Origin of the sequence: Paraburkholderia sp. SARCC-3016, from assembly GCF_031119615.1 — a bacterium.
In the GTDB taxonomy this organism is placed as follows: Bacteria; Pseudomonadota; Gammaproteobacteria; order Burkholderiales; family Burkholderiaceae; genus Paraburkholderia.
Map to the genome: position 1 here is coordinate 1 of NZ_JAVHZD010000006.1, position 20,559 is coordinate 20,559.

19 protein-coding genes are annotated in these 20,559 nt (G+C 59.2%); 3 read left to right on the top strand and 16 right to left on the bottom strand.

The annotated features are described in order from the left end of the window. Positions 1-73: 73 nt before the first annotated feature. From QYH69_RS07755 to QYH69_RS07775, 5 genes are all read right to left on the bottom strand, one after another. Positions 74-1,453 carry a hypothetical protein gene (locus QYH69_RS07755; RefSeq protein WP_308831309.1) on the bottom strand — a complete coding sequence of 460 codons (1,380 nt, stop codon included), beginning with the start codon at positions 1,451-1,453 and terminating at the stop codon, positions 74-76. Further along, positions 1,453-2,253: a hypothetical protein gene (locus QYH69_RS07760; protein ID WP_308831310.1), complete on the bottom strand. Its 801-nt coding sequence runs from the start codon at positions 2,251-2,253 to the stop codon at positions 1,453-1,455. The genes QYH69_RS07755 and QYH69_RS07760 overlap by 1 nt, the downstream gene beginning before the upstream one ends. Further along, the gene (locus tag QYH69_RS07765) at positions 2,253-3,839 is read right to left on the bottom strand and encodes a hypothetical protein (RefSeq protein WP_308831311.1); all 1,587 of its coding nucleotides are present in this window, start codon (positions 3,837-3,839) and stop codon (positions 2,253-2,255) included. Before QYH69_RS07765 ends, QYH69_RS07760 begins: the two co-directional genes overlap by 1 nt. A 161-nt stretch (positions 3,840-4,000) precedes the next feature. Further along, positions 4,001-4,306 carry a hypothetical protein gene (locus tag QYH69_RS07770; protein WP_308831312.1) on the bottom strand — a complete coding sequence of 102 codons (306 nt, stop codon included), beginning with the start codon at positions 4,304-4,306 and terminating at the stop codon, positions 4,001-4,003. Beyond that, positions 4,306-7,584, bottom strand: a complete 3,279-nt coding sequence (locus tag QYH69_RS07775) for a hypothetical protein (protein WP_308831313.1) — start codon at positions 7,582-7,584, stop codon at positions 4,306-4,308. The genes QYH69_RS07770 and QYH69_RS07775 overlap by 1 nt, the downstream gene beginning before the upstream one ends. A gap of 603 nt (positions 7,585-8,187) precedes the next feature. Between QYH69_RS07775 and QYH69_RS07780 the strand changes: the two genes are divergently transcribed. Next, on the top strand, positions 8,188-8,838 hold the full coding sequence (locus QYH69_RS07780) for a lysozyme inhibitor LprI family protein (RefSeq protein ID WP_308831314.1): 651 nt from the start codon (positions 8,188-8,190) through the stop codon (positions 8,836-8,838). Positions 8,839-8,848: 10 nt separating this feature from the next. Here the strand turns inward: QYH69_RS07780 and QYH69_RS07785 are convergent, their stop codons facing one another. The 4 genes from QYH69_RS07785 to QYH69_RS07800 form a co-directional block, all read right to left on the bottom strand. Beyond that, on the bottom strand, positions 8,849-9,343 hold the full coding sequence (locus tag QYH69_RS07785) for a hypothetical protein (protein WP_308831315.1): 495 nt from the start codon (positions 9,341-9,343) through the stop codon (positions 8,849-8,851). Between the two features lie 7 nt (positions 9,344-9,350). Next, positions 9,351-10,394, bottom strand: a complete 1,044-nt coding sequence (locus QYH69_RS07790; protein WP_308831316.1) for a hypothetical protein — start codon at positions 10,392-10,394, stop codon at positions 9,351-9,353. After that, positions 10,381-11,196, bottom strand: coding sequence for a GIY-YIG nuclease family protein (locus tag QYH69_RS07795; RefSeq protein WP_308831317.1), 816 nt, complete (start codon positions 11,194-11,196; stop codon positions 10,381-10,383). Before QYH69_RS07795 ends, QYH69_RS07790 begins: the two co-directional genes overlap by 14 nt. A gap of 66 nt (positions 11,197-11,262) precedes the next feature. Next, a complete protein-coding gene (locus tag QYH69_RS07800) occupies positions 11,263-11,646 on the bottom strand; it encodes a hypothetical protein (RefSeq protein ID WP_308831318.1) in 384 nt (127 codons plus the stop codon). 234 nt (positions 11,647-11,880) lie between these two features. On the opposite strand from QYH69_RS07800, the gene QYH69_RS07805 reads away from it, so the two are divergent. Together QYH69_RS07805 and QYH69_RS07810 are read left to right on the top strand one after the other, a co-directional pair. After that, positions 11,881-12,576: a hypothetical protein gene (locus tag QYH69_RS07805; protein ID WP_308831319.1), complete on the top strand. Its 696-nt coding sequence runs from the start codon at positions 11,881-11,883 to the stop codon at positions 12,574-12,576. 317 nt (positions 12,577-12,893) lie between these two features. Continuing rightward, a complete protein-coding gene (locus QYH69_RS07810; protein ID WP_308831320.1) occupies positions 12,894-13,994 on the top strand; it encodes an acyltransferase in 1,101 nt (366 codons plus the stop codon). 176 nt (positions 13,995-14,170) lie between these two features. On the opposite strand, the gene QYH69_RS07815 is transcribed toward QYH69_RS07810, so the two are convergent. The 7 genes from QYH69_RS07815 to QYH69_RS07845 all read right to left on the bottom strand — a co-directional run bounded on the left by QYH69_RS07815 (position 14,171) and on the right by QYH69_RS07845 (position 20,554). Then, entirely contained in the window at positions 14,171-15,886 is a 1,716-nt protein-coding gene (locus tag QYH69_RS07815; protein WP_308831321.1) for a phage tail protein, read from the bottom strand. Positions 15,887-15,951: 65 nt separating this feature from the next. After that, positions 15,952-16,407, bottom strand: a complete 456-nt coding sequence (locus tag QYH69_RS07820; protein WP_308831322.1) for a hypothetical protein — start codon at positions 16,405-16,407, stop codon at positions 15,952-15,954. Beyond that, positions 16,404-17,195, bottom strand: a complete 792-nt coding sequence (locus QYH69_RS07825; protein ID WP_308831323.1) for a hypothetical protein — start codon at positions 17,193-17,195, stop codon at positions 16,404-16,406. The genes QYH69_RS07820 and QYH69_RS07825 overlap by 4 nt, the downstream gene beginning before the upstream one ends. Continuing rightward, the gene (locus QYH69_RS07830) at positions 17,192-18,043 is read right to left on the bottom strand and encodes a hypothetical protein (RefSeq protein ID WP_308831324.1); all 852 of its coding nucleotides are present in this window, start codon (positions 18,041-18,043) and stop codon (positions 17,192-17,194) included. Before QYH69_RS07830 ends, QYH69_RS07825 begins: the two co-directional genes overlap by 4 nt. Before the next feature lie 70 nt (positions 18,044-18,113). Beyond that, on the bottom strand, positions 18,114-18,830 hold the full coding sequence (locus tag QYH69_RS07835; RefSeq protein WP_308831325.1) for a hypothetical protein: 717 nt from the start codon (positions 18,828-18,830) through the stop codon (positions 18,114-18,116). Then, positions 18,830-20,260 carry a hypothetical protein gene (locus tag QYH69_RS07840; protein ID WP_308831326.1) on the bottom strand — a complete coding sequence of 477 codons (1,431 nt, stop codon included), beginning with the start codon at positions 20,258-20,260 and terminating at the stop codon, positions 18,830-18,832. Before QYH69_RS07840 ends, QYH69_RS07835 begins: the two co-directional genes overlap by 1 nt. After that, on the bottom strand, positions 20,261-20,554 hold the full coding sequence (locus QYH69_RS07845; protein WP_308831327.1) for a hypothetical protein: 294 nt from the start codon (positions 20,552-20,554) through the stop codon (positions 20,261-20,263). Positions 20,555-20,559 lie beyond the last annotated feature (5 nt).

The following is a 20,559-nucleotide window of genomic DNA, read 5'->3' on the forward strand; positions in this document are numbered from 1 at the left end:
CGTAGCCATGTCGTTCTGTGAGCCAAGGAGTTGGTAGAATGTTTTGTCTTCCTAAGACCGCTTGGCCTCCGACTTATTTGCCGACGAGCTCGCCGACCTTGTCACCGATCATCCCGCCGATGACAGAGCCGATCGGGCCACCGACCAGCGTGCCCAGTCCACCGCCAATGAGTGCGCCGATACCAGACCCGGCGCCTGTGAAACGCTTCTCGCGATTCTCTTCCGGTGATGCATTCGGGTCGTCGCCGAAGCCAGCGATGCTCGCCGCCGCGGAGCCGCCGGCAAACAGAGCGCCCAGCAGCGGAAGACGGCGGAACAGGCCTTTGCCGCCGCGCATTGCCAAACTGGCAATCGAGCCGATGCCACTTGCGCCAGCGCCGAGCACGCGGCCAAGCAGCCCGACGCCCGGTATCTTGCCGAGTAGTCCGCCCAGTAAACCGCCGCCGCTCGACCCGCCAGTCTTGTCGTCGATCTGCTGCAGGGTTTTCTGTTCCGCCTTGTGATAAGTCGATTGGTCTTTCCGCTGCCCGACGAGTTCTTTCCAGATGCGTTTGTACCAGGCATCTTGACCTCCGGTGCCGAACAGTCGGGATAGACCGCGACCAACTGGGGCGATAGCGGCTTGAACTTCGTGCACGGCCGTAATGGCCGGGTCGATTTCGGGCGCACTTCCAACAGCGTCATATGCCTTACTGGCGAGCCCCGGTTCGCTCGCGAGCTTGGCTGCCTCACGCTCTTCAGTCTTCTTCTGGCGAGCGGCATCGCGTTCGCCCTTGGCTTTTTCGCGCTCGTCGGCTCGTGCCGCGCGCGCTTCGGCGCGCTGGGCTTCTCTGGCTTCCTGTCGTGCAGCCTGCTTTGTCGCCCGATCGGCTGCCCGTTGCTCGGGCGTACCGACCGTTCTTTCCGTCTTCGCATCGGCGTCCAACGGCGCAGGACGTGCTTGCGCCATTTGGGCGTTCTGCCGACGAATCTCATCGCGACTCGATGGCCGCGCAGCGCGCGCCCGTCGCGCCTCGAATTCCTCAGCAGTCAAAGTGCCGGTCGGCCGCGCCGGTGTAGCTACTTCTTCGACGCCAATTACAGGGATGCGATAGGGCCGCCGAGGGCCTGGCGCCGGCGATGAAGAAATGAACCGCCCATTGGGACCACGCAACGCCGCCGTGCGCGCGGGCGCAACCGGGGTAGCTGAAACGAACCGGCCGTTCGCGCCTCTGGCCGGGGCCGCGCGAGTGGGCGTCGCGGCTGCGGCTTTTGTCGATGCTCGAGCGCTAGTTGACGCCTGCCGGCTGACAGCGTCCGCCGCGCGCTCCAGCGCCTTGATGCTCGCGCCGCCAGCAATGTCGCTCCGGAGACCGCGCACTTCGTCGCGGATCTCCGTGAAGATCTGAAGGGCGCGCCCCCATTCAACGGGTGCGCCAACCAGAAAGCCATAAGCGTCAGATTTAAGAGCCATCAGCTAATGAACGTGTCGAACTGCGTGAAGGCTAGCTGCACCTCTTGAATCGCATCTTCGCGACGGGACAGTGACGAACTCACACTGACGGGCCGCATGATGTATTCATCCTCGTAACCGCCCTGATTTGAGGCGTCGGTAATGAAGGAATGCAAAACGCGGATCTTCAACAGATAATCGAAGGGCACGCCGACTGTCCCGTCCGCATTGGTGACGAGACTGCATTTGTATTGCATCCATGTTTTGATCGTGCCAATAACGTCATCGATCGCGGTCATACGCATTTCGATTGGCTCGAAGCCTCCAACGCTATCCATCGACGCGGAGCCGATGCGATGTTTGTCGCCCGAAATCGTGGCCGGTGCGTAATCGAGGTCGGTCACGAACATGTTGAAAGCGCGATTGCCCGGCGCATAGATCGCGTAGGGACCGGTCGTGAAGAGCGTGCTTTGAGGATCCACGTCCCGCACTTCGACGAGGAATAGGTTCTTTTTAGCGATCTGCATCGCGGCCATTGCGCTGTAGATCTGCTTCGCCTCGGCCGGAGTTACGCCTCCGAAAAGAGGAGTCGGCGTATTCTGAAAATACAGTTGCGTTGCGACGTCCTGGCCGATTCCGAATTGCCTGGCGAACGAATTGGCGAGCGTCGCCGCGGCGCCGAGGAAGTTGCCACTCGCGAGCTGATTAAGGACATTGCTTCCCGCCGTGACGCCCGTAATGATCTTCGGTGGGACAACAGCCTTGAGTTGCCCAACCGCGAAGCCTTCAGCCTGAGATGCGATCGTATCGAAGAGACCCATTACGCGTCCTCGGGTTCTTTGGCTGGCTTGGTGGGCGGCTTTGCGGTCGGATCTTCGGCCTGCACCGGGATCGCGCCGAATGCACCGGACGGCGGTGGCTGGTCCACGATCTTCGCGTAGAGCTTTGCCTCGTCCTCGTCGAGTTTCATCCGCTTCACCAGGAACTGGACAATGAATTCCTTCGACGCGTTCATGTCCCTCAGGTCACGAATGGCCTGGATGAGCGTGGCACCGGTTGCCATCGCGTCCTGCTCGGTCTTCTGACGTTCCGACTCGAGCGCCGATATCGTGCCGTAGAAATTGACGCGCCACGGCTTCTTGCCCTTAGGGAACACCATGCCATATCGGTACATGGTATGGACGTCCAGGATCCATTCGACGAAGTCCGACAGCGCGATACGGATTACGCGCGCATGCTCCGCTGCCTGGGCGCTTGTGCGGAAGAAGCCACCGTCACCGAGGCCGCCCGAGAGGATTTCGGAGAAGCCGAGCATCGACAGGTCCGTGCCGAGTGCGCCGGCCAGCAACTTTGCGTGAAGCATCACGTCATCGATCGTAATGTTAGAGCTGCGCCCCTGATGCATCGTGTCCATGCGGACGACTTGCTTTTCGTTGAATACGGGGATGATGTGGCGGATGCGCTCCATGATCGGCTGACCCGCCTGAACGGCGTTCGCTGCACGCTCCTTCGAAAGCTTGAGCATAGCGACAATCGAATCGAGATAGCGCTTTTGCTCGTCGGCCGTCATTGACTCCAGGTTGACACCGACCATCTGCTCATCGATCGAATCCATCCATCGCTGAGCGACAAGGCCCAGCAACGACGCCAGCATGTTGTCGTAGGCCTCTTCGGCCTGAAACAGGAAGGAACCGCCGACAGACGAGGGGAGTATAGGAAGGTCGTCGACGTCGTCTTCGAGCAGGGCGACGCGAAACGACTTTTCGATCACCGAATTCTGCGGCACCCAAAGCTGACGGGGCATCTTGAGGCGCGCCATTTGCGCGACTGTCAGGCGTTCCTGACTGTTCTTGCCAGCGTACACGACGAAGCCCACCGTCTCCGAGCCGCGTTCGTAGGCTTGAACGATCGGTGGGCGCACGAGTTCGTCGACGTATAGATCACGAATTCCGACCCCCTTCTGCGGGTACATGCGCGCGAACGCATCGCCAAACGCAGTACCGTTATAGGCAACCGTGTAAGCTACCTTGTTGAGCAGCGGCGAGATGTCGGCCGATATTTCGTCGACGATGCGAGCCAACTGCTTGTCCTTCTCGGTCTCAGGAGTTTTTTCGACGAAGATGACATCGCCGGTCGTTTCATGGCCGCCCAACGCCGACGTGACATGAAGGCGCAGGCCGCTTGATACGATCGCGTCGCCTTCCATGAACGACCACTTCTGATAGATCTGCTGACGCGAGCGCGCCATGCGCCGCCCGCTGCCGAGCAGGGTGGATATCGAACTGCCACCGTCATAGGCCAGCGCCTCAGCCTGGTTGATTTCCTGCGCGTCCTTGTCCGCCTTCGAGAAGAAGCCTTTGGCGGCACTGCCGATTCGCTTCAGGAAGCTTTTTTGATCATCCGCCATCAGGAATAGGGTCCCAGAGTGTGCCGTTCATTGTCGGCATCGGCGAACATGTCACGCGGGTGCGTTTTCCACTGCGAAAGAAAAAAGCCCCGCACTGCGGCGGGGCGAATTCACGTCGAAACGTGAAGGAGACAGACCAATCTTAGGCTGCCGAATGTGCCTTACGTCCCGACGTTTTCCGAGAGTTCATCGGGGTGCGTGACAAGCCATTGGATGCGGTTTGCCGCGCGCAACTTCTCGACCGGCCCCAAGGCCGCACCGAGACCACATATCGCGCGCGAGAGCGCCGCGACACGACGCAGGCGGTCAATGTTCGCGCTGTCGAGCGCCGTCGTTGCGTGCCCAGTGCTGATCGGCTCATCGCTCTGAACTCGGACCGCGAGAGACGGCGGCGTAGGTGCGATGCCGTCGAGCGGTACCGCATCAGGTAGCGGGCTTTCGCCCGGCTGTTGCGTCATGATGTCCATTACGATTTCATCCGCGCCGTGAAGGCGCCGACAGCCGCTCGCCACTTCTCGAGCATCGGCTCATCCTTCTCGTACGTTTCGAACAGCGCACCGATGCGACCGCTTTCGCCGCGCTCGCTGCCGTCGATCACGGAATCGAGATAAGCCTGATCTGCCTCACGACGAACGGCTTCGGGCGGATTTTCGGACTGCGATTGCGCCGCATCGATGGGCATATCAACCGCCGCTTGCTGCGCCGGTGGGGGCGTATCGTGGAGAGGGTCCGGTACCTGTTCCACCGGTTCGATCCCGGTCGGCGGCACATCCTCGACCGCCTGCGGCACGCCGGCCGCCGAAGCATCGAGCGGCGTCGACGTATCGCCATTCACCGGCAGTGGGTTCGGCTCCTGCACTTCGGGCGTTTCGGGAATGGGCGGGGCGTCGGGTACCGGCTTGATTTCGGGCGCAGGCTCGACGTCCGGAACCGGGATCGGCTGATTCGGCGCGGTCGCGAGCAGTTCTGCGCCGACCTCTGCCTTCGCCTCGGCGAGGATCGGCTCGCTCTGGCCGTTCTGCTGGATCTGAATGAGCCGCGCGTCTTCCCGGCCCGACTCGGTCGGTTCGATCTGCGCCACGTCGGCCACTGCAGTGTCGAGAGCTGCTGTCGTGACCGGCTTGTCGATCGACGGCGCATCGGGATCGGTCGGCTGGTTGGCGAGCTTGCCGCTCGTGTCCACTGCGGGCAGCGCGTCGCTGCCGCTCGGCGCTGCAGCCTGTTCCGGCGTCACCGGCTCGGCGGGAGGCGTGAGCACGCCCGTCGGATTGCCGGGCTCAACTAGGGCAGTGTCGAGCGAAGGTTGCTCCGGGACCGGCGTCGATGTCGGGGGAGCGGGCCAGTCGTTGCCATTCTCCTGACGCACGGCGATAGCGCCTGCAGCCTTCTGTTCATCGGTGGGCACCGCCGATTCATTGGCACGCTCGCCGGCAGGCGGGGTGTCGTGCAGGGGATCGGGAACCTGCTCGACCGCATCCATCGACGCCCGAGCGGCTTGCAGAACGGCGGCGCTGTAGACGTCGATTGCGCATTTCGCCTTCGCCTGGATTTCAGGATTGTCCGGATGCGCGCACATGATCGATTCGATGCGTTCCGCGAGGCCGTCGGTGAAAGCGTTGAGTTTCCCATCGACGATTGAGCAGAGGAGATTCAGATCGTAGGTCGCGAGCGACTCGACAGCACGCGCGCCGCCTTCCGCCTCTTCGGCGGCGACATCCGGCGACACGAGGCCATTCTCCTGAATCTGGATCACAACGCCCGCTTTGCCATCGTCCGAAGGATCAACGCCGGCGACAGGCAGCGGCTCGACCACGGCGACTGCTTCGGCGGGAGGCGCTTCTGCGGGTGGCACTTCGGTTGCGGCGGGAGCATCGCCGAGTGCCGCAACCAACTCTTCCGAAACGACAGTCGGGTCGACTGCGGTCGATTCAGTCGTGGGCGCGACATCAGCAACGGCCGCCGGGACGTCCATAACGACGGCGTCTTGCACATCTTCCGGCGCGGGCGCTCCGACCGGCGGTTCCCCAGAGGCCTTCGCCGCCTCGTCGATTTCAGCCACTTTGCTGCCGTCGTCGCGCGCGCAATTGTCGATGATGCCCGCCATCTCTTCGGCGCTTTGCATCAGGTCATCGTCATACACTGCGACACCGCTTTCTTGTGCGCCAGTCCAGCGGCCCAGCTCAATGCGGAGGTCTGGGCGATCCGTGAAGTTCACCACGTAGGTCGCGTTTGCCGCGCCGAGCGAGAGCGGTCGGTACATGTCACCCTCCCAACCCAATTGACGCAGCGCATTCCGCACCAGGCTCTTGCGCTGCGCGATGATCGGTTTTCCGGCGTCCGGGCTCGCGGCCACAAATGCATCGAACAATTCGTAAGGAAATGCAGCGCCAATCACGTCCTCAGAAATGCCCATGACGCGCAGCACGTCGACGACGGGGGGCGGAAGCTTCTTTGCTTCTTCAATGGCTTTCTCGCGTGCAGCCCTGTCGAGCGCCTCCGCGTCGCGCGCGTCGATCTGCGCCTGCAGGCCTGCGAGTTCCATTTCTGCCGCAGTGATCTGGCCTTTCAGCGCTTCGATGTTCGCCATCGTCCCAGCCTTCTTCGCATTCTGCTTTGCGAACGTCGGGCTGTTTTTCATCGCCAGTTGCATGACGCGCCGCGCGACGGTGCGGAGGTCGAGCTCGACGCCTTGTTCGGGTGCGACGGCGATCGTGATATCGAGCTTGTTAAGCGACCATTTCCATGAGATGAGTTCGTCGGCCGGCTGCACGCGGATGTTGCTGCCGCCGGTATGGAAATACACCGTGACGGTCTGTCCGTCGGCCAGCCGATAGATGACCGCGATGTTGATGACGCCGCGGACACGATACGGTTTCGTGATCGTGAAGCCCGCTACCTGCGCATCGCCAACCCGGTTCATCATGTTCATCAGCAATTGCGCGCGTTTCGGCAACTGCTGATATGGGGAGGTCATGGCGTCGAGCGTCAATACTTCGTCCGCATCCTGTAAAACCTCACCTTCGGTCACCGCGTCGAAGATCAGGCCGTCGGTGTCGCGCCTGCGGATCTGGTAAAGGACCGCATCAAACGTAAGGGTGCGCGGCGCGTCGCCGGACCAAAGGATTTTTTCCACGGGTTTCTCCGCTACGGGCGCTTGGGGATTCGTGCCCAGCCACTGTTTGAAGTCGGAAAGGCTCATCGCGACCATGGAACCCAGGCCCCTCCAGTCGCGAGTGTATGAATTGACGTAGGCGGCTTTCGCACTGTCAGCGTCCACAAATCCGAGCATGACTTTGTGCTCATCGAACTTGCCGCCAAAGGTTTGATTGATGATCCAGACGCGCTGCGACTCCGGGTATGGGCCAACGAACACGTCGACCGGATCGCCGTCCGCGCCGGTCGTGCCGACGAACTCGCCATAGTGCGCGGCCATGACGTTCGCCCACTCGCGGCCGTCGGCGGTCTTGCCTGAACGCATCGAACCTCGAGGGTTCTCAATGGCGATATTGAGTCCGTGCAATCGGACGTATCCCTTGCGATAGTCGTTAGCCTCGCGCTGGGCTTGTGTCGGCAGGGTCTGTTTGTCGAGGCCAAATGCGCCATCATGCGCGGCGCGCTCAAGCGCGAGGAAGTCGTCCATATGCGGAAAGAGCCTATTTGAAGCCTCATTGTGTGGCTCTGCCCATCGCTGCTCGGCGCGGTTTTTCCGCAGATCGCCCGCCTGCGTGTGCGCTTTGGCACCCATCTGCGTCAAGCCTTGTTACAAATTTCGCGATGCACCACTTGCGGAAATAGGCGTATATGGCTATTCTTAGCCCTGACAGCGAGAAATCAGGGACCGGACAACACCATTTCGATCTGTCAGCCCACGTCGGGCAAACGGATATCCCGCCGGAACGGGATCATGAAAGGTTTCCCAGATGAACCGCACCATACTGTTAAAGGCCGTCTGCTGGCTTGCTTCAATGATTGCTCGGGCGCTGTTCAAGCGCGTACGGGCATCGGCGGAGCCTGTTCGAGAGGAGTCGAGCGAGCAGCGTAGGCCGTATCGAGGCCTCCTCTACATAATCGAGAAAAGCTTTGCGGATGAAGCGAATTTCGATCGGGTGAACAAGCCGTCGTGTCAGGGGCATGCGTATGAGAATGTCCCGATAACGTCGGCTTCGTGACCAGCAGGAATCTAATAGCCCGGCACAGACCGGGCTTTGTCAGTGAAAGATAACCACCGACTACGGACGTATATGCACTTCCTACCATACATAATAGTGACCGGCTTCCTTGCAATGCTCTGCGCTCGAGAGTGCATTCGCTCAGCGCGCGAACTCATAATATGCCGAGACCAGTCACCATGAAATCGATCATCGCGATTTTCGCGCTCATGCTTTCCGCTCATGTCTTCGCGGCGGATGAATGCGCAGAAGTAGGGCAGATGTACTTCAGCGCTGCCACGCAGCGCGATCAAGCTATTCCGCAAGATGCAGTAACGAAAAATATCCGCAAGAACTTCGCCAGTCTCTCGAGCCATTACAACCTCGAGCTCGTCGTGACGGCAGCGTTCAAGCATTTCGACGTCGCCCCGCAGATGCTCAGCGACCTGGCGGCCGCGAAGTGCGAGGACGATCGCGCGCAATCAGTCGACGAAAATCCGGCGGCTGATGCCAAACCCGCGACGCCGGCGCCCATTGTCGCCAGTGGATACAGTCAGGCCTTTGACATTTGCGTATCCAAGTCGAATGGCGTCACGGTCGCGATGCTGGATTGCATCGCCGCAGAGACGAGCAAGCAGGACGGCCGGTTGAATAAAAGCTATCAAGCGACCATGGCCGCGCTGCCGCCGAACAAGCGCCTCGATCTGCGAAACGCTCAACGGGCCTGGATCAAAGATCGCGACTCAAAATGCGCGCTCGACACAGATGGCGGAACCGCGGCTCAAGTGAATAGCGCGTCGTGCGTACTCGATATGACTGCACGGCGGGCCAAAGACCTGCAAGCCAAATAAGGCCTACCTGCTAGTCGTCGAACGCAAACAAGAGCAAGTCGCGCTTCTCGATCCTGTACCGCCGCGCGAACGGCGGAACGTTCACGACCGCATCCACTTCCATCACCTCGTAGGCGATTTTCACGTCCGTTGATATCTCGATCACGAGCACATCGTGCTTGTCGACGACCTTGGCATTCGGGTCGGCGGCCGGAGTCAGGAACTCGACCATCACATACATTTCTGCGTTTGCCTGGTCGATACCGTCATCGCGGTTGACCATCTGCGCCGAAACGAATGGCTCACAGTTTAGAAGTTTCGCGGGCCCGATCTCTTCCCAGTCAATCGCCGCCTCGTCTTCGGAGTCAAGAACCGTCATCCCACCGAGTGTGGGGTACCCCTCCGTCTCGGTATCGGACGTACGTGTAACGACCTTGCGATAGACCTCGCAATCCATGCTATTGGGGTGGCGCAGCGTCACGTTGCGCGCCATCAGATTCATTTGCTGGGGGACGGTGCTCAGCATGACGGGCCTATTTTGAGAGGGTGGCGTGGATCTTGTCGTAGTCGGCCTGCGACAACTGGCCGAGGTCTTTCAGTCTGCGAAGGTTCTTCAGAGCGTCGGCGCGAGCCTTGTCGGCCGTCTTCTTCGGCTGCGCTTCTTTCTCGGCGGTCCACTTCTTTTTCAGGCGCGCGCGAAGCGGGTCCCATTCGGCTTTGGGGCCGGGGAGGCGCACTTCGACGTCGCGAGCCGCCTTGCGTTGGCGATTGGCGATGGCGCGCGCCTCTTCCGTTGTGATCGCCTCGTTCTGCCGCGGGTGCTCGTGCTGGTTACGCGAGACCATGCGCGCGATGACCTCGCGGATCGCCGAACTGCGCTGGAACTCGGTAAGGGTGCGCAGAATGTGCTTGCAGCCGAGGCCCGTCAACAAGGGGTTGCGAATCTTGGGGTAGTTGGTTTCGGGAGGTCCCGCATTCACGCCGCCCACAGTAGCGACATATGCATAGAAGAAGCGCCACGACCCGCAATCGCACCAGACCTGAAGTGGGCTGGACCTCTGCATTTTTGACGCGATCGTTCTCGGTTGATCGGGCTGCGATGCCTGAGAAACGAAGTCGAGTATCTTGACGATCGTGTAATGCCGCTTGACGTCCGATTCTTCGCTCGCATTTGTGATAAATCGCATCGTGCCGCGATTTGCCGACGACGGAATGGCGTAGTGAATCTGCTCGTTGGCTCGCTCGCGATCCGCATCTCGCGACAGATTAATGATCTTCTGCGCCGTCAGCCCTTTGGAATAGTGGCGCGCGACGGTCGCGACGTTATCCCGAAATGCAGCAAGGTCATCGTCACTCAGTGGCCGGATTTCGCCACCTAACGTAGTCATCAAGACGCGCGATGCGTCATAGTTCCCGCGCAGATCGGAGGGCGACAGCAGGTTTGGCGACCGACGCTTGATCGCATCATCGCGTGCAAACCGGGCGTTTGCCTCCTTGATCGCGCCGCGCGTCTTCGTGACGTGCGGAATATGGCTCGATCGCGACTTCGGGCGAGCGTTGGGTTTAGTTTTCGCCATCAGGGAATTTCCAATGGTAGCCACCGCACGACTTGATGCGGCCATGGCAAACGCTGCCAATGTTGCCGGCGCTCTTAGGTGCAATTCCCGCCCATTCGGCGGCCAGCTTTATCGACTCAAAGACCTGGCCGGTTTCGACGCATTGAACCGGGCGGCTGTTCGATTTCGTCACCGCGTCCTTGAACCGCCGGTTGAATTCGGGATCTTGCCGACGCTCGCGCATGACGCCCGCCATACGGCGTGCATGGCGTTCGGCAAACTCCGGATCGGCATGCATGCGGACGAAGCGCTCCGATGCGGCGCTGTCAATGCGCTGGGCTTCCTCGGGTTGTTCTTCGCGGAACCGAGCGCGGCCGATCGCCGACTTCTGCATCGCTTCGGGCGTCAACATCGCCTTGACGCGGTCGCGATGCTTTTCCCGATATACCGGGTCTTGCCAATGAGCCTTGTTTTGCGCCGTCGCGCGTTCAGAATTGGCATGCCGGAAATTGGCATCCTTCCAAAGCGTCGACAGCGATTCGCGAGAGTTCTTCGAACGGTTGAACGGGGGATCGAGGCATTCGATCGCGGCTTGCTCAAGATCGAGCAGCTCTTCCCCGGAGCACGGAAAGATCAGCACGAATTTGAGGGCGTCGATCCCATGCGTATCGGAAGCAGCCTGCAATGCCGCGCTGTGATGGCGCCCGCCGCGCAAAAGCGACACGTGCTCGCCGGTACGCTTTCGAAAATTCGTGGTAGAGCCGATATAGAAGCCTCGGCAGGGCGATTGAATGATGTAGACGCCGCATTGGATTGTGTCCATTCATTCATGCTGCGCTGACCTGCGGCTGCGCGCGGCGGACATTTTCCGTTCTAGTATCGGTACGGCTTAAGTCGTCGGAGGGATCGTCTGTCTTGTAACGAGGGCAACGTACTCTGGCGGGATGAAGTTCGCCGGCGTCGGATCGCGGTCATCGGCGAGATTCACGAACTTCGCCTGCGTCTTGAAGGATTTGAGCGTCGCCGCGTCCGGGAGAATGAGAAGTTGCTCCGGCAGTTCCTGCTCGACCGAATCGAGCCCTGCCGCAGCCATGATGGTCAGAAACTCATCCGGAATGCCGTACGCGCGCCGGCTCGCCAACGTCAGATCCCACCGTTCATCCGGCTTGGTCTGGTAGCTCTGCGTGACGGCCCATGCAGGGGTGGTCAGGGCGTATTGCCGCACCAACTGATAGAAGATGGCGACGGCCGAGGTGTTTGTTTCGATGCTCATGAGGATTCACTGCGAATGTGAATCCATCATCGCCGCCGAGCCTATGTGTCAACGCCGCAACTTTCCGCCTCAACGCGGAAGTATTTCTTGATGGAATAGCCATATATGGCTAGTATTAGGCCCGTGATGCGATGAATTCGTGATAGCGACGCGCATCCAAAACAGGAGCGCCCGCTTCGGCTGCAACCGAAGCGGGCGCGGTGACCCACGGAACCAACCTTCCAGGAAAGAACCATGAATCGCGTTCATTGTATCGCGGCATTAGCTGCGGGGGCAGCGCTTAGCCTTTCATCGGGCGCACACGCTGAAAGCTTTTTCGAAGTTGAGGCCGGATTAGGGGTAACGCACTTCGACATCCCCGATGGTCGATGGAATCAGCAAGGTTCGCCGCAAAGCGCGTTGCACGTCGATTTCCCTGCGTTCAAGATCGGGACGAACTTTCGTGTCTACGAGGGCGAGAAGTTCGGCGTCCGGGCGCACGTCGATTATGTGAATCTCGGCCACCTGTCGGCCCGCTGCGAGTGCACCGAGGACCGCAATTACGATTTGGCCACGAAGAAAGTTCTCGATCCGTCCATCCCGACTGCGAATTTGTCCGGGTCGGGCAACGCGCAGGGCGTCGCGCTGACGCTGGAACCGTACTTTCTCTATCGCGGCTGGCACATTGGCGTTGAGGCCGGCCTGTTCCCATACCGCCCGTCGTATTCCGTTAGCGCGTTCTGGCATCTGGACGGCTCAACGCACACCTACGACACGCCGCATACCCTTCAATGGGGGCAAGTCGTCGGCCTGAACGTGCAGCGCGGCAACTTTGGCATCTCGTACCAGTACTACCGTCTGCCGACCCGGTACGACGATGAGCACAATCCTGCGATGTACAAGGGAGCGCACGTGCTGATGCTGACGGTCAATACGAATGGGCTGTTTTAATGCGATACGGATATTTCGGTTACCGCCGCTCCCTGGGCTCGCCCTCAAGAAGCGTGAAGACGAGTATGAGCGGCCAAATAATGATGCCGAGGGTGCGATCCTTGAGGCCCAGGAACCCCGTGTACTTCTCATAATGAGTTTGCACGATAACGCCTATCGTTACCCAAAGTGCAAACAGAAGAACCCATTCCACACTGGTCATCTTCATGCTCCCCGATATTTTTGGGGCATCCTACCGGCACAATATGGCGATTGCAAGGCACTCCCCCTGACAGTGGGGTAACATGCCGCATCCACGACAACCATTTCGAAGCCGCATGAAGAGTAGCAAGCACATCCATGGCTTAGACTATGCGCGGGCCCTGTTTTCTGCATTTGTTGTCATTTGGCATACACATGCTTTTCCGGCTCCATCCGTGTGGTCAATAAGTGACGCGGCCAAATATCGTCCGTCATTTACCGACATCGCAAATTACTACCTGTTGCTTCAGGCTGTGCCTGTCTTCATAGCGATTTCATGCTATCTGTACATTTCCAGAGGCGGTGGAATCGACTTACTATCAAGAAGGATCAAGCGGCTCGTCGGGCTTATGCTGTTCTGGGGCTTGGCCAATTTGGTGTTTTTCGAATCGATAGCCGGAATTTCTAGGGGTTGGGCGGCAATCCAGGCGTCGCCATTCATTTTCACCGCACAAGGCTTCGGATCGATCTATTACTTTTTCTTCGCGTTATCGGTGACGCTGGCAGTCTGCGAAATTGTCCTTCGAATGAAGACCGCCGTGGTTGTTCTATCACTCGTGGTCGGCATGTTCGCGACTGCCGCGTTCAACTGGTCGGCCGTTGCTGGACATAACATCGACTTGCAGGCTTTCTGGTCGCCGTTCAACTACCTCTCATTTCCGCCTGCGATCACGCTTCTCATACGTTACCAGGACCAACTAAGGAAGAATATCGCATCGTTCGTTGGCGTAATGTTGGTTCTATGCGCAATCGCTTCAGCAGTCGAGTGGGGCACTTTGGTTCATGTCAATACGGATGCGCCACTGGTTGGATCTATCGGTTTTCCTGAATACGGCAGGGTGTCCGTCCTTTTTGAGTCAATCGCAATACTTTCTCTATGTCTTGCGATCAAGCGAGAGGCCCCATTTTTTATACGATATGCCTCGCGGCAATCGCTCTCGCTTTACTGCTTGCATCCATTCGTCCTGGCATTGATTGGCTCATTTGTCCAGGTTCCATACCTCCCGCTAGCGACGCTCATGGGGATAGTTGGCTCCTACGTAGCAGCAGAAATACTGAGTCGCTTCGTCCTCAGACCTTCTATTCTCTCATTGGATCGTCAGGCGGCCAGCGGGAATCGCTTAAGTCATGACCCCGGTGCGACCATACCAAGAAGTGCCCCATCCCACAAATTATAGTAGGTCTCGTAAAGCGGGTCCGTGCTAGCCACGACTTTCTGATGCGGCCAAACTGCCGAGTCATTTGGATATGCAATCGGATCGGGCAGCGGTGCCGGTGCAGGCCCGAAATAGGCTGTCATCGTGTCTCCTGCTTCGTTCGTGGAGATAAAAATGTTCGTTGTCATTTCTCGCTCTTAGATGTCGTATTCGCTGCATGAAAGTGCGCTGTTCACCACACCGGAAGACGCTGATAGTGTGTACCACACGCTGCCAGGCACGAGGATGATGAAGTCAATCGGCCATGAGCTTGTTTGTGAATTCACGCTGGACGTGTCGGATGCCACTTTCCCCCCCGCCTGAGTCCCCGTCCCAAAAACTGTGAGATTGGCGGTAATTCCCGCGGACGCAAACTGTATAGACACGTTGCCGCGAAATCGCTTCGCATTGGCAGGAATGATTGTTGGCGCGAGAGACGATTGTGTTGGCGTTGCGCTAATAGTCGTAGAGCCAAAGACGGCCGCGCCTCCGATCACATGAGCTCGCCCTCGTATGTGGGTTTCAATCATCGCACCGGCCGCAACAATGCGCACCACGCCAATCAACGCCGATCTCGTATACCCAGAAACAGGATTCGAACCGGAATATATCTGCGGAGCGACGACGCCAGCCGCGACCGCAGTACCGAGCGTTCCGCTTGCGCCGGTCGTCGGGTTCTTGATCGCGTAGATACCGACATAGCCACTGCTCGGAGCGGTGCCATTGTCCATGCCATTCAGGCCAGACGCAGTTAGTGTGAACGTCGCGTTGAAATTGCTGATGAGGTCCAGCAATCCACCAATTGCAGTCCCGACGACGATCTGATCGGCCGTAAACGCGATCGCGGTGTTTGTGCCGGTGCCGACGAGATTTCGGCTATCGCCGATCACACCTACTACCTGCCCCAACGTCACCGCCTGATTGCTTGCAGTAGCGGGGGCGATGTTCTTCGGCGGCTGCGTGATATTCGTGCCGTCGCCGTAGATTTCTGTTGGTGCGCCGTTTTGCGGGATCGCGACGCCGGTTCCTGCCGCCGTCTTTGCTGTCAATGTGAATGCACCGGTCGTCTCATTGACGACGGTCCATTCTTTTACCCAATTGGGGAAGATCACATTGACGTTCGCGGTCAGGTTGCCGCTCAGCGTGATATGAGCTCGTGCGGCTTGCGTCGACGTTAGCGTGACATTTGCGGCCGCGAGACCGCCGACAGCCGAATCACCGTAGTTGTAAAGCGGTACCCACCACGTCGGCGACGAGGAGGGCGGATGCCCGATGTTGTTCGCCTGGATAGACTGATAGACCAGAAGGTCGTCGCCAATGACCTGCGCGCCGTTCACAAAGGTGATATTTGGGTCGTAGAAGGCAATGCCGTTGACCTTCTCGACGTACTGCGGATGGGGATCGGCCGAGGCGACGTGTTGTCCGATGATCAGTAGCGCAGCCGATGCGCTCGGGTCGATGGTGACGGTGACCGAGTTGGCGGGCAGAGCTTCGAGCCCAAGCCCATACGACACAGATGTTGCTACAGTGTCGGACAGGAACAAGCTCGGTGGATTGGTGCTGCTGTAGACCGCCAGAAGGGTGTCGCCGTCATCGCCGAAGAAGCCCACTTCGCCGACGAAAAACGGATCACCGGCCGCCGCCATGGCCACGGCATAGATCTGGATTTGCGTGGCGCTAATGCGACCGCCTCCAGCGATCGGTACGCGTACCTTTTCCGCCTGAAGGCCGGTTTCAGTACCGTTCGGATTGTATTGCCCCGTTCCGAACGCTATGTGCGATAACGCAAACTCGACCCCGGTGTCCTGGTCATTGAAAACGGCTGCGAGACCGGCCGTCGTGATGGTCGGTGTTACGGGTACTGAAGTGGGCATTCCGAACTCCTATGGATTGCCCATTTTTCGTTGCGAGTACCGACGCCTCGCCGCGTGTTTTCCGCCTAGATCGTTTGGATCGTGCCTCGCTGCGTGAGGAGTGCGTCCATCATTGACAGGCTTTTGGCGACAGTCTTCGAGCGCTTCACCTGCCAACAGGTGGCCAGCACGGCCACGACCGCGTTATCGACTTGAGGCTTGACCATGAAGCGGCGCAGGCCATTATTCGTGTCTGCGTCCTGCACGGAATGCTCCGGGTTGCTGCGAGCGGCTGCATCGCTAATGTCGAGCTCGCCGCAGGCCTTCATGTGCATGTATGCCGCGATCGCGTCGCTGATGTGCTCGTCGGTGAAGAAAGACTCTCGAGCAGGCACATCGGCGTCAGCGATGATAAGGCAGTCCTTGAAGCGTTCTTCCCGATAGGCTGTGATTTTGCTCACGACGAGAATGCCGTTCGTCCACTTCGAATAGACGGTAACGGCGTCGCCGGCGTAACCCTTGAAAATCGCCTGAATATTCATTGGTCGTCGGGCGGGAAGTTGCTTTCACCGAAGATCGGCCCGGCATGGTCGGAACGCTGCTGCGCCTGCATGCCGTTGTTCATGTCGTGAAATGTGATGACGTTGACCTTTGGATAGCCGCTCGGGTTGTCCGGCGAGCCGTCTCCCTGACCGTCGTTCGGTTCCGATTGCGTGGGCGCCTTGAATAGCGGAATCAATTCGAGGAAATGCACGTCGATGACGAGAAGCGTTAGGTTCTTCTCCTCGCCATCGGGCGCCACCTCGGCCGGGATGTCCGTCGTCTGGATTGTGATAGGCCACGGCTGATCAATGCCCGCGAACCGGTACGTCGCCTGAAAATAGCGGTTCTCGACGCGAGTCATGTGCAAAATGAGCTGCTGCATGATGTTGCGCGCGGTCTCTTCCTCGGATGCTGCGACGAGGATTTGGCCCCGGCGCAGGCCTTGAATCGTCCGCAACTTGAAGATGCGCTCTTTCGGATCGCTCGGGATGATGATTTCGATTTCGTTCGCAATCTGCCGCGACTCGTCTCCCGAAACCGGTGTGTAGTCTTTGGCTAGTGCGACAAGCGCGATTGGCAACAACGCGCCGCTCGTCTTGCCGATGTTGTCGTTGCGACGCCACGCTGCGAGCATCTCATTGGCTGCGTCAACCATACGGCCGGGAGCCCACGCAACGCTCGTAGCAAAGGCACGCGCCGCGTATTCGGTCATGGCCGGCGTTGTCGGCACCAGGTGCTTGTGCCAGCGCTCGAGGTACCCGCCAAGGGCGGTCTGAAGTTCTTTCATCGGCGCGTGATACTGTCGAGTACGTTGGAGACGGTCTTGTCCGTCGGCTTGGCCTCATCGTCGAGTGGCTCGAAGCGGCCCAGATCCGCGGTCTTAAACGATTTGATGTTGCGCTCGAGTGCACTCAGTCCGGAGCGATCAACCAAAAGAGGCGAGCCCACGCTTTCGAGCGACGCAACACTGTCGAGCGTCTTGTTGCGGGTGAGCAGCGAAATGTATGTCTCGTTCTCAGCGGATACTGTGGCCAAGGCCTTAAGTGCGTCCCGGTATGCTGCATCGACATTGTTCCGGTCTGACATCACCGAATCGAGCAATCGGGCCATTCCGCCGATGTGCTCCTGATAAGCTTCGATCGCCTCGACGGCGTCAAGCGTCAACGCGCTATCCAGTGCGATGTCGTAGCCGCGGTTGGTGCTGTAGTTCGGCTCGAGCACATAGTCGAAGCCGTAAAACTCCGGACCATTGCGCTTGTACTCGTCGATTGCCGATGAGAAGCCGCCAGCCTTTGACTTGTAGAGGTTGTAGGCGAGCCGCCCGGCATCGTTGTCCAGGAATTCTTCCTGGTGTTCAATCGTGCCGTCATCGAGCGCTTTGAGGTAGGTCGTGACGATCGCCGGCTCGACGCGCACGGCTTTGCCATCGACAACGCCACCTTCCGCCGGATTCATGCCGAACTTCACGCGCGGCCAGTGACCGTAGTAGCCCAGCATGTCGCGGTGCTTGACCTTTTCCTGACAGGGGCCGCTGTTGATAGCGGCCACGATGCTCGGGATATCGAAGTTGCGCGGCTTCCCGCGATACGTTCGGCCGCGCTCGGTCAGGTTGTAACGGATGATGTCGGTCTTCATGGCGCTTTACGGGAATCTGATGGAACGATTCTGTTCTTGCGCGCGTGGTTCATCCTTTTGGATTTTCTTGTCAGGTGCCCGGCAGTTTGCACGAGCCAGAGAAGAAGCCGATGTTCTCGCCATACATCCCGGCCGCACTGCCGATGCTGTCGCTTGTCGCAAACGGCAGCGCGAGAGTGCCCTCGAAAAAAGCGACATTCTCCGCATACATGCCGTCCGCGAGGCCGATGGAATCGGCGAAGCGCTTCAACACTTGGAGTTCGATCAGGAACCGCGCCGCGAGTACTGCGAGCAACGCGGGCAAGACACGCGTCGCGCTGACACCGCTCTCGCTCGCATCATCGATCGACACCCTCAGCCGGCTTGTCAGGTAGTAGTTCGTCTCCGGATTTGCATCGGTGATCTGCGCGCGCGTGACGAGCGCCGTCGGATAGGGGGCGCCTTTCTGCTGCCACAATTGGTCGATGACGAAGCTATTTGGCCAGAGCAGTTGCAGATAGGTCCGCAGGAAGATCATGCCGCGCTTCGGATTGCGGAAATTCCATGCGCGATACAGGTATTCCACGGCATTGACATCGTCGCCGAAGACCGCGAGGCCATCTTCCTTGATGCGCTTCGTCAGCAGATCAAGGGAGCCAAGGTGCGCCACGCCATAGACATTCAGGTCCCGCTCGCTCGCGCGCAGGTACGTCGAAAACAGGTCGAGAAAGATCTGCTTGAGCTCGCTCTCGATCTCGTTGTATTCGGCGCTGTTGACCAGTGGTCCTAGTGTCGGCGGGGTGATCATCACACGCCCCAACTGCCGGCCGTATACTTCGACAGCGTTACCGTGACGGTGAGGCTGGTCGCATCCATGTACCGGTAGTCCTCAGGCTTTTGATCGGTAACCGGAGCGAGAGTGACGGAGTAGTCCGACGCGCTATCCTGCAACGCTGGCACGTTCGCGCGCAGCAGTTGATTGATGACCTTGTTCTGGACGGTGAATTGGCCGAATGTGACGGCCGGCGCAGTTTGACCGTACTGAGCCAGAACCACGTCGACGATCTGTTGCGTCACCGCAGTCTGGTCGTACACGCGCGCAATCGTCGCATCCACGCTCGCAACGATTTTCACGACGTTCGCTGCCACGAAGCCAATCTTGTACGAATCGTCCGCACCTTGAATGAGGGCGGTGATTTGCGCCTCGTACGCCGCCTGGTCGCCGCCGACGGGCGGAACGAACGAGATGAACAGTTTGTTGATGTTGTCTTCGCTCGCCTCACGCACCGCCTCTTCGACCTGTTCATTCCACACAGACAGGAACAGCAGCCCCGGCACATTACGCCGGATCAGATAGTCGAATTCACCCAGGTAGACCGCATTCGAATCGTAAGCAGCGGGATACTTGCACAGCTCGCGCAGCGTGGCGATGTCCATCGGGTCTTGCCCCTGAATGAGGACTGTCGCGAGCGTCAGTTTGACGAGCGAATCCTGCGGCGTTTCGATGTTATCGAGCGAGAATGGGCTTCCCGTTGCGATGGTGATATCGCCTGCAGTGTCGACGATCGTGACATTGAATACCTCGCCGGCAGCGGGCTGGTAGCCCACGACACCGCCATAGCCGAACTTCACGAAGATGTTCTGGTACTCGTCGACCTCGACCGTGTAGACCTGTTGGCCATTGCTGATGTTCGTGAAGCCGGGGGCGTAGGTGAACTCATTACCAGCGGAGTCGGCAACCGAAATACCAGCAATGAAAGAGCCGTCGGCCGCCGGCGGCACCGGGATCATGTAGAACGGCTGCGACGTGGTGACCGTGTGAGTGATGTTGCGAGTCGTCTGCTGAAGACACTGCGCTGTGCCGGATTCGCCGGCTGCCACCGTCACCGGCGTGTCGACCACATAGTCATTGCCGCCGGCGTCGCTCAGTGTGCGGCCAGCCGCGAGCGTGTACGGATTGACGTCGCTGTTTGCCACATTCACGCTGACGCGTGTCGGAATGCCTTGTGGCACGAGCCCGCGCACCGCGGCGTCGGCAAGAATCGTCGCGTCGCGCACCTTTTCAAAGGCCTCGATGCCCTCGATTTCGATCTGTTGCGACAGCATGGCCGCAATCTGGGTCACCGAGCCGATAAGCGCTGTGACTGTCGGATCGCCCGTCTTGTAGCGCGCCGCCACCGTCGGGTAGTTGTCGATGGTGTTTTCGACGGCCGTATCGAAGTCGCTTTTCGAGTACATTTAGTTGATCCTGATCGAGCGGCCCATCACCGAAATGAAGATCTGCTGCTTGTCCGGCCCGGTGTTCACGTAGTTCAGATCGACAGCATTCGCGGGTAACAACGTGAGCAGCGGCACGTCCGCACGGAGCTTCGCGAGGAAAGCGTCCGCGAGCCCGGCGCTAAACGGATTCTGTAGAAGTTCACGTATCGGGCTTCCGTACGTTGAGCCCAGATAGCCATCGACCTCTGTCGACAGCCAATGCTGGATCTGCGCTTCAATATCGGCGGGAGAGAAGGATACGGTCTGTGCCATAGCTC

What these genes read in the sequence shown, in the direction of transcription:
- QYH69_RS07785 (WP_308831315.1), bottom strand. Translation starts at nt 9,343, where the DNA reads ATGCTGAGCACCGTCCCCCAGCAAATGAATCTGATGGCGCGCAACGTG.
- QYH69_RS07845 (WP_308831327.1), bottom strand. Translation starts at nt 20,554, where the DNA reads ATGGCACAGACCGTATCCTTCTCTCCCGCCGATATTGAAGCGCAGATC.
- QYH69_RS07800 (WP_308831318.1), bottom strand. Translation starts at nt 11,646, where the DNA reads ATGAGCATCGAAACAAACACCTCGGCCGTCGCCATCTTCTATCAGTTG.
- QYH69_RS07755 (WP_308831309.1), bottom strand. Translation starts at nt 1,453, where the DNA reads ATGGCTCTTAAATCTGACGCTTATGGCTTTCTGGTTGGCGCACCCGTT.
- QYH69_RS07835 (WP_308831325.1), bottom strand. Translation starts at nt 18,830, where the DNA reads ATGATCACCCCGCCGACACTAGGACCACTGGTCAACAGCGCCGAATAC.
- QYH69_RS07805 (WP_308831319.1), top strand. Translation starts at nt 11,881, where the DNA reads ATGAATCGCGTTCATTGTATCGCGGCATTAGCTGCGGGGGCAGCGCTT.
- QYH69_RS07830 (WP_308831324.1), bottom strand. Translation starts at nt 18,043, where the DNA reads ATGAAGACCGACATCATCCGTTACAACCTGACCGAGCGCGGCCGAACG.
- QYH69_RS07770 (WP_308831312.1), bottom strand. Translation starts at nt 4,306, where the DNA reads ATGGACATCATGACGCAACAGCCGGGCGAAAGCCCGCTACCTGATGCG.
- QYH69_RS07825 (WP_308831323.1), bottom strand. Translation starts at nt 17,195, where the DNA reads ATGAAAGAACTTCAGACCGCCCTTGGCGGGTACCTCGAGCGCTGGCAC.
- QYH69_RS07765 (WP_308831311.1), bottom strand. Translation starts at nt 3,839, where the DNA reads ATGGCGGATGATCAAAAAAGCTTCCTGAAGCGAATCGGCAGTGCCGCC.
- QYH69_RS07840 (WP_308831326.1), bottom strand. Translation starts at nt 20,260, where the DNA reads ATGTACTCGAAAAGCGACTTCGATACGGCCGTCGAAAACACCATCGAC.
- QYH69_RS07775 (WP_308831313.1), bottom strand. Translation starts at nt 7,584, where the DNA reads ATGGGTGCCAAAGCGCACACGCAGGCGGGCGATCTGCGGAAAAACCGC.
- QYH69_RS07815 (WP_308831321.1), bottom strand. Translation starts at nt 15,886, where the DNA reads ATGCCCACTTCAGTACCCGTAACACCGACCATCACGACGGCCGGTCTC.
- QYH69_RS07780 (WP_308831314.1), top strand. Translation starts at nt 8,188, where the DNA reads ATGAAATCGATCATCGCGATTTTCGCGCTCATGCTTTCCGCTCATGTC.
- QYH69_RS07790 (WP_308831316.1), bottom strand. Translation starts at nt 10,394, where the DNA reads ATGGCGAAAACTAAACCCAACGCTCGCCCGAAGTCGCGATCGAGCCAT.
- QYH69_RS07820 (WP_308831322.1), bottom strand. Translation starts at nt 16,407, where the DNA reads ATGAATATTCAGGCGATTTTCAAGGGTTACGCCGGCGACGCCGTTACC.
- QYH69_RS07795 (WP_308831317.1), bottom strand. Translation starts at nt 11,196, where the DNA reads ATGGACACAATCCAATGCGGCGTCTACATCATTCAATCGCCCTGCCGA.
- QYH69_RS07810 (WP_308831320.1), top strand. Translation starts at nt 12,894, where the DNA reads ATGAAGAGTAGCAAGCACATCCATGGCTTAGACTATGCGCGGGCCCTG.
- QYH69_RS07760 (WP_308831310.1), bottom strand. Translation starts at nt 2,253, where the DNA reads ATGGGTCTCTTCGATACGATCGCATCTCAGGCTGAAGGCTTCGCGGTT.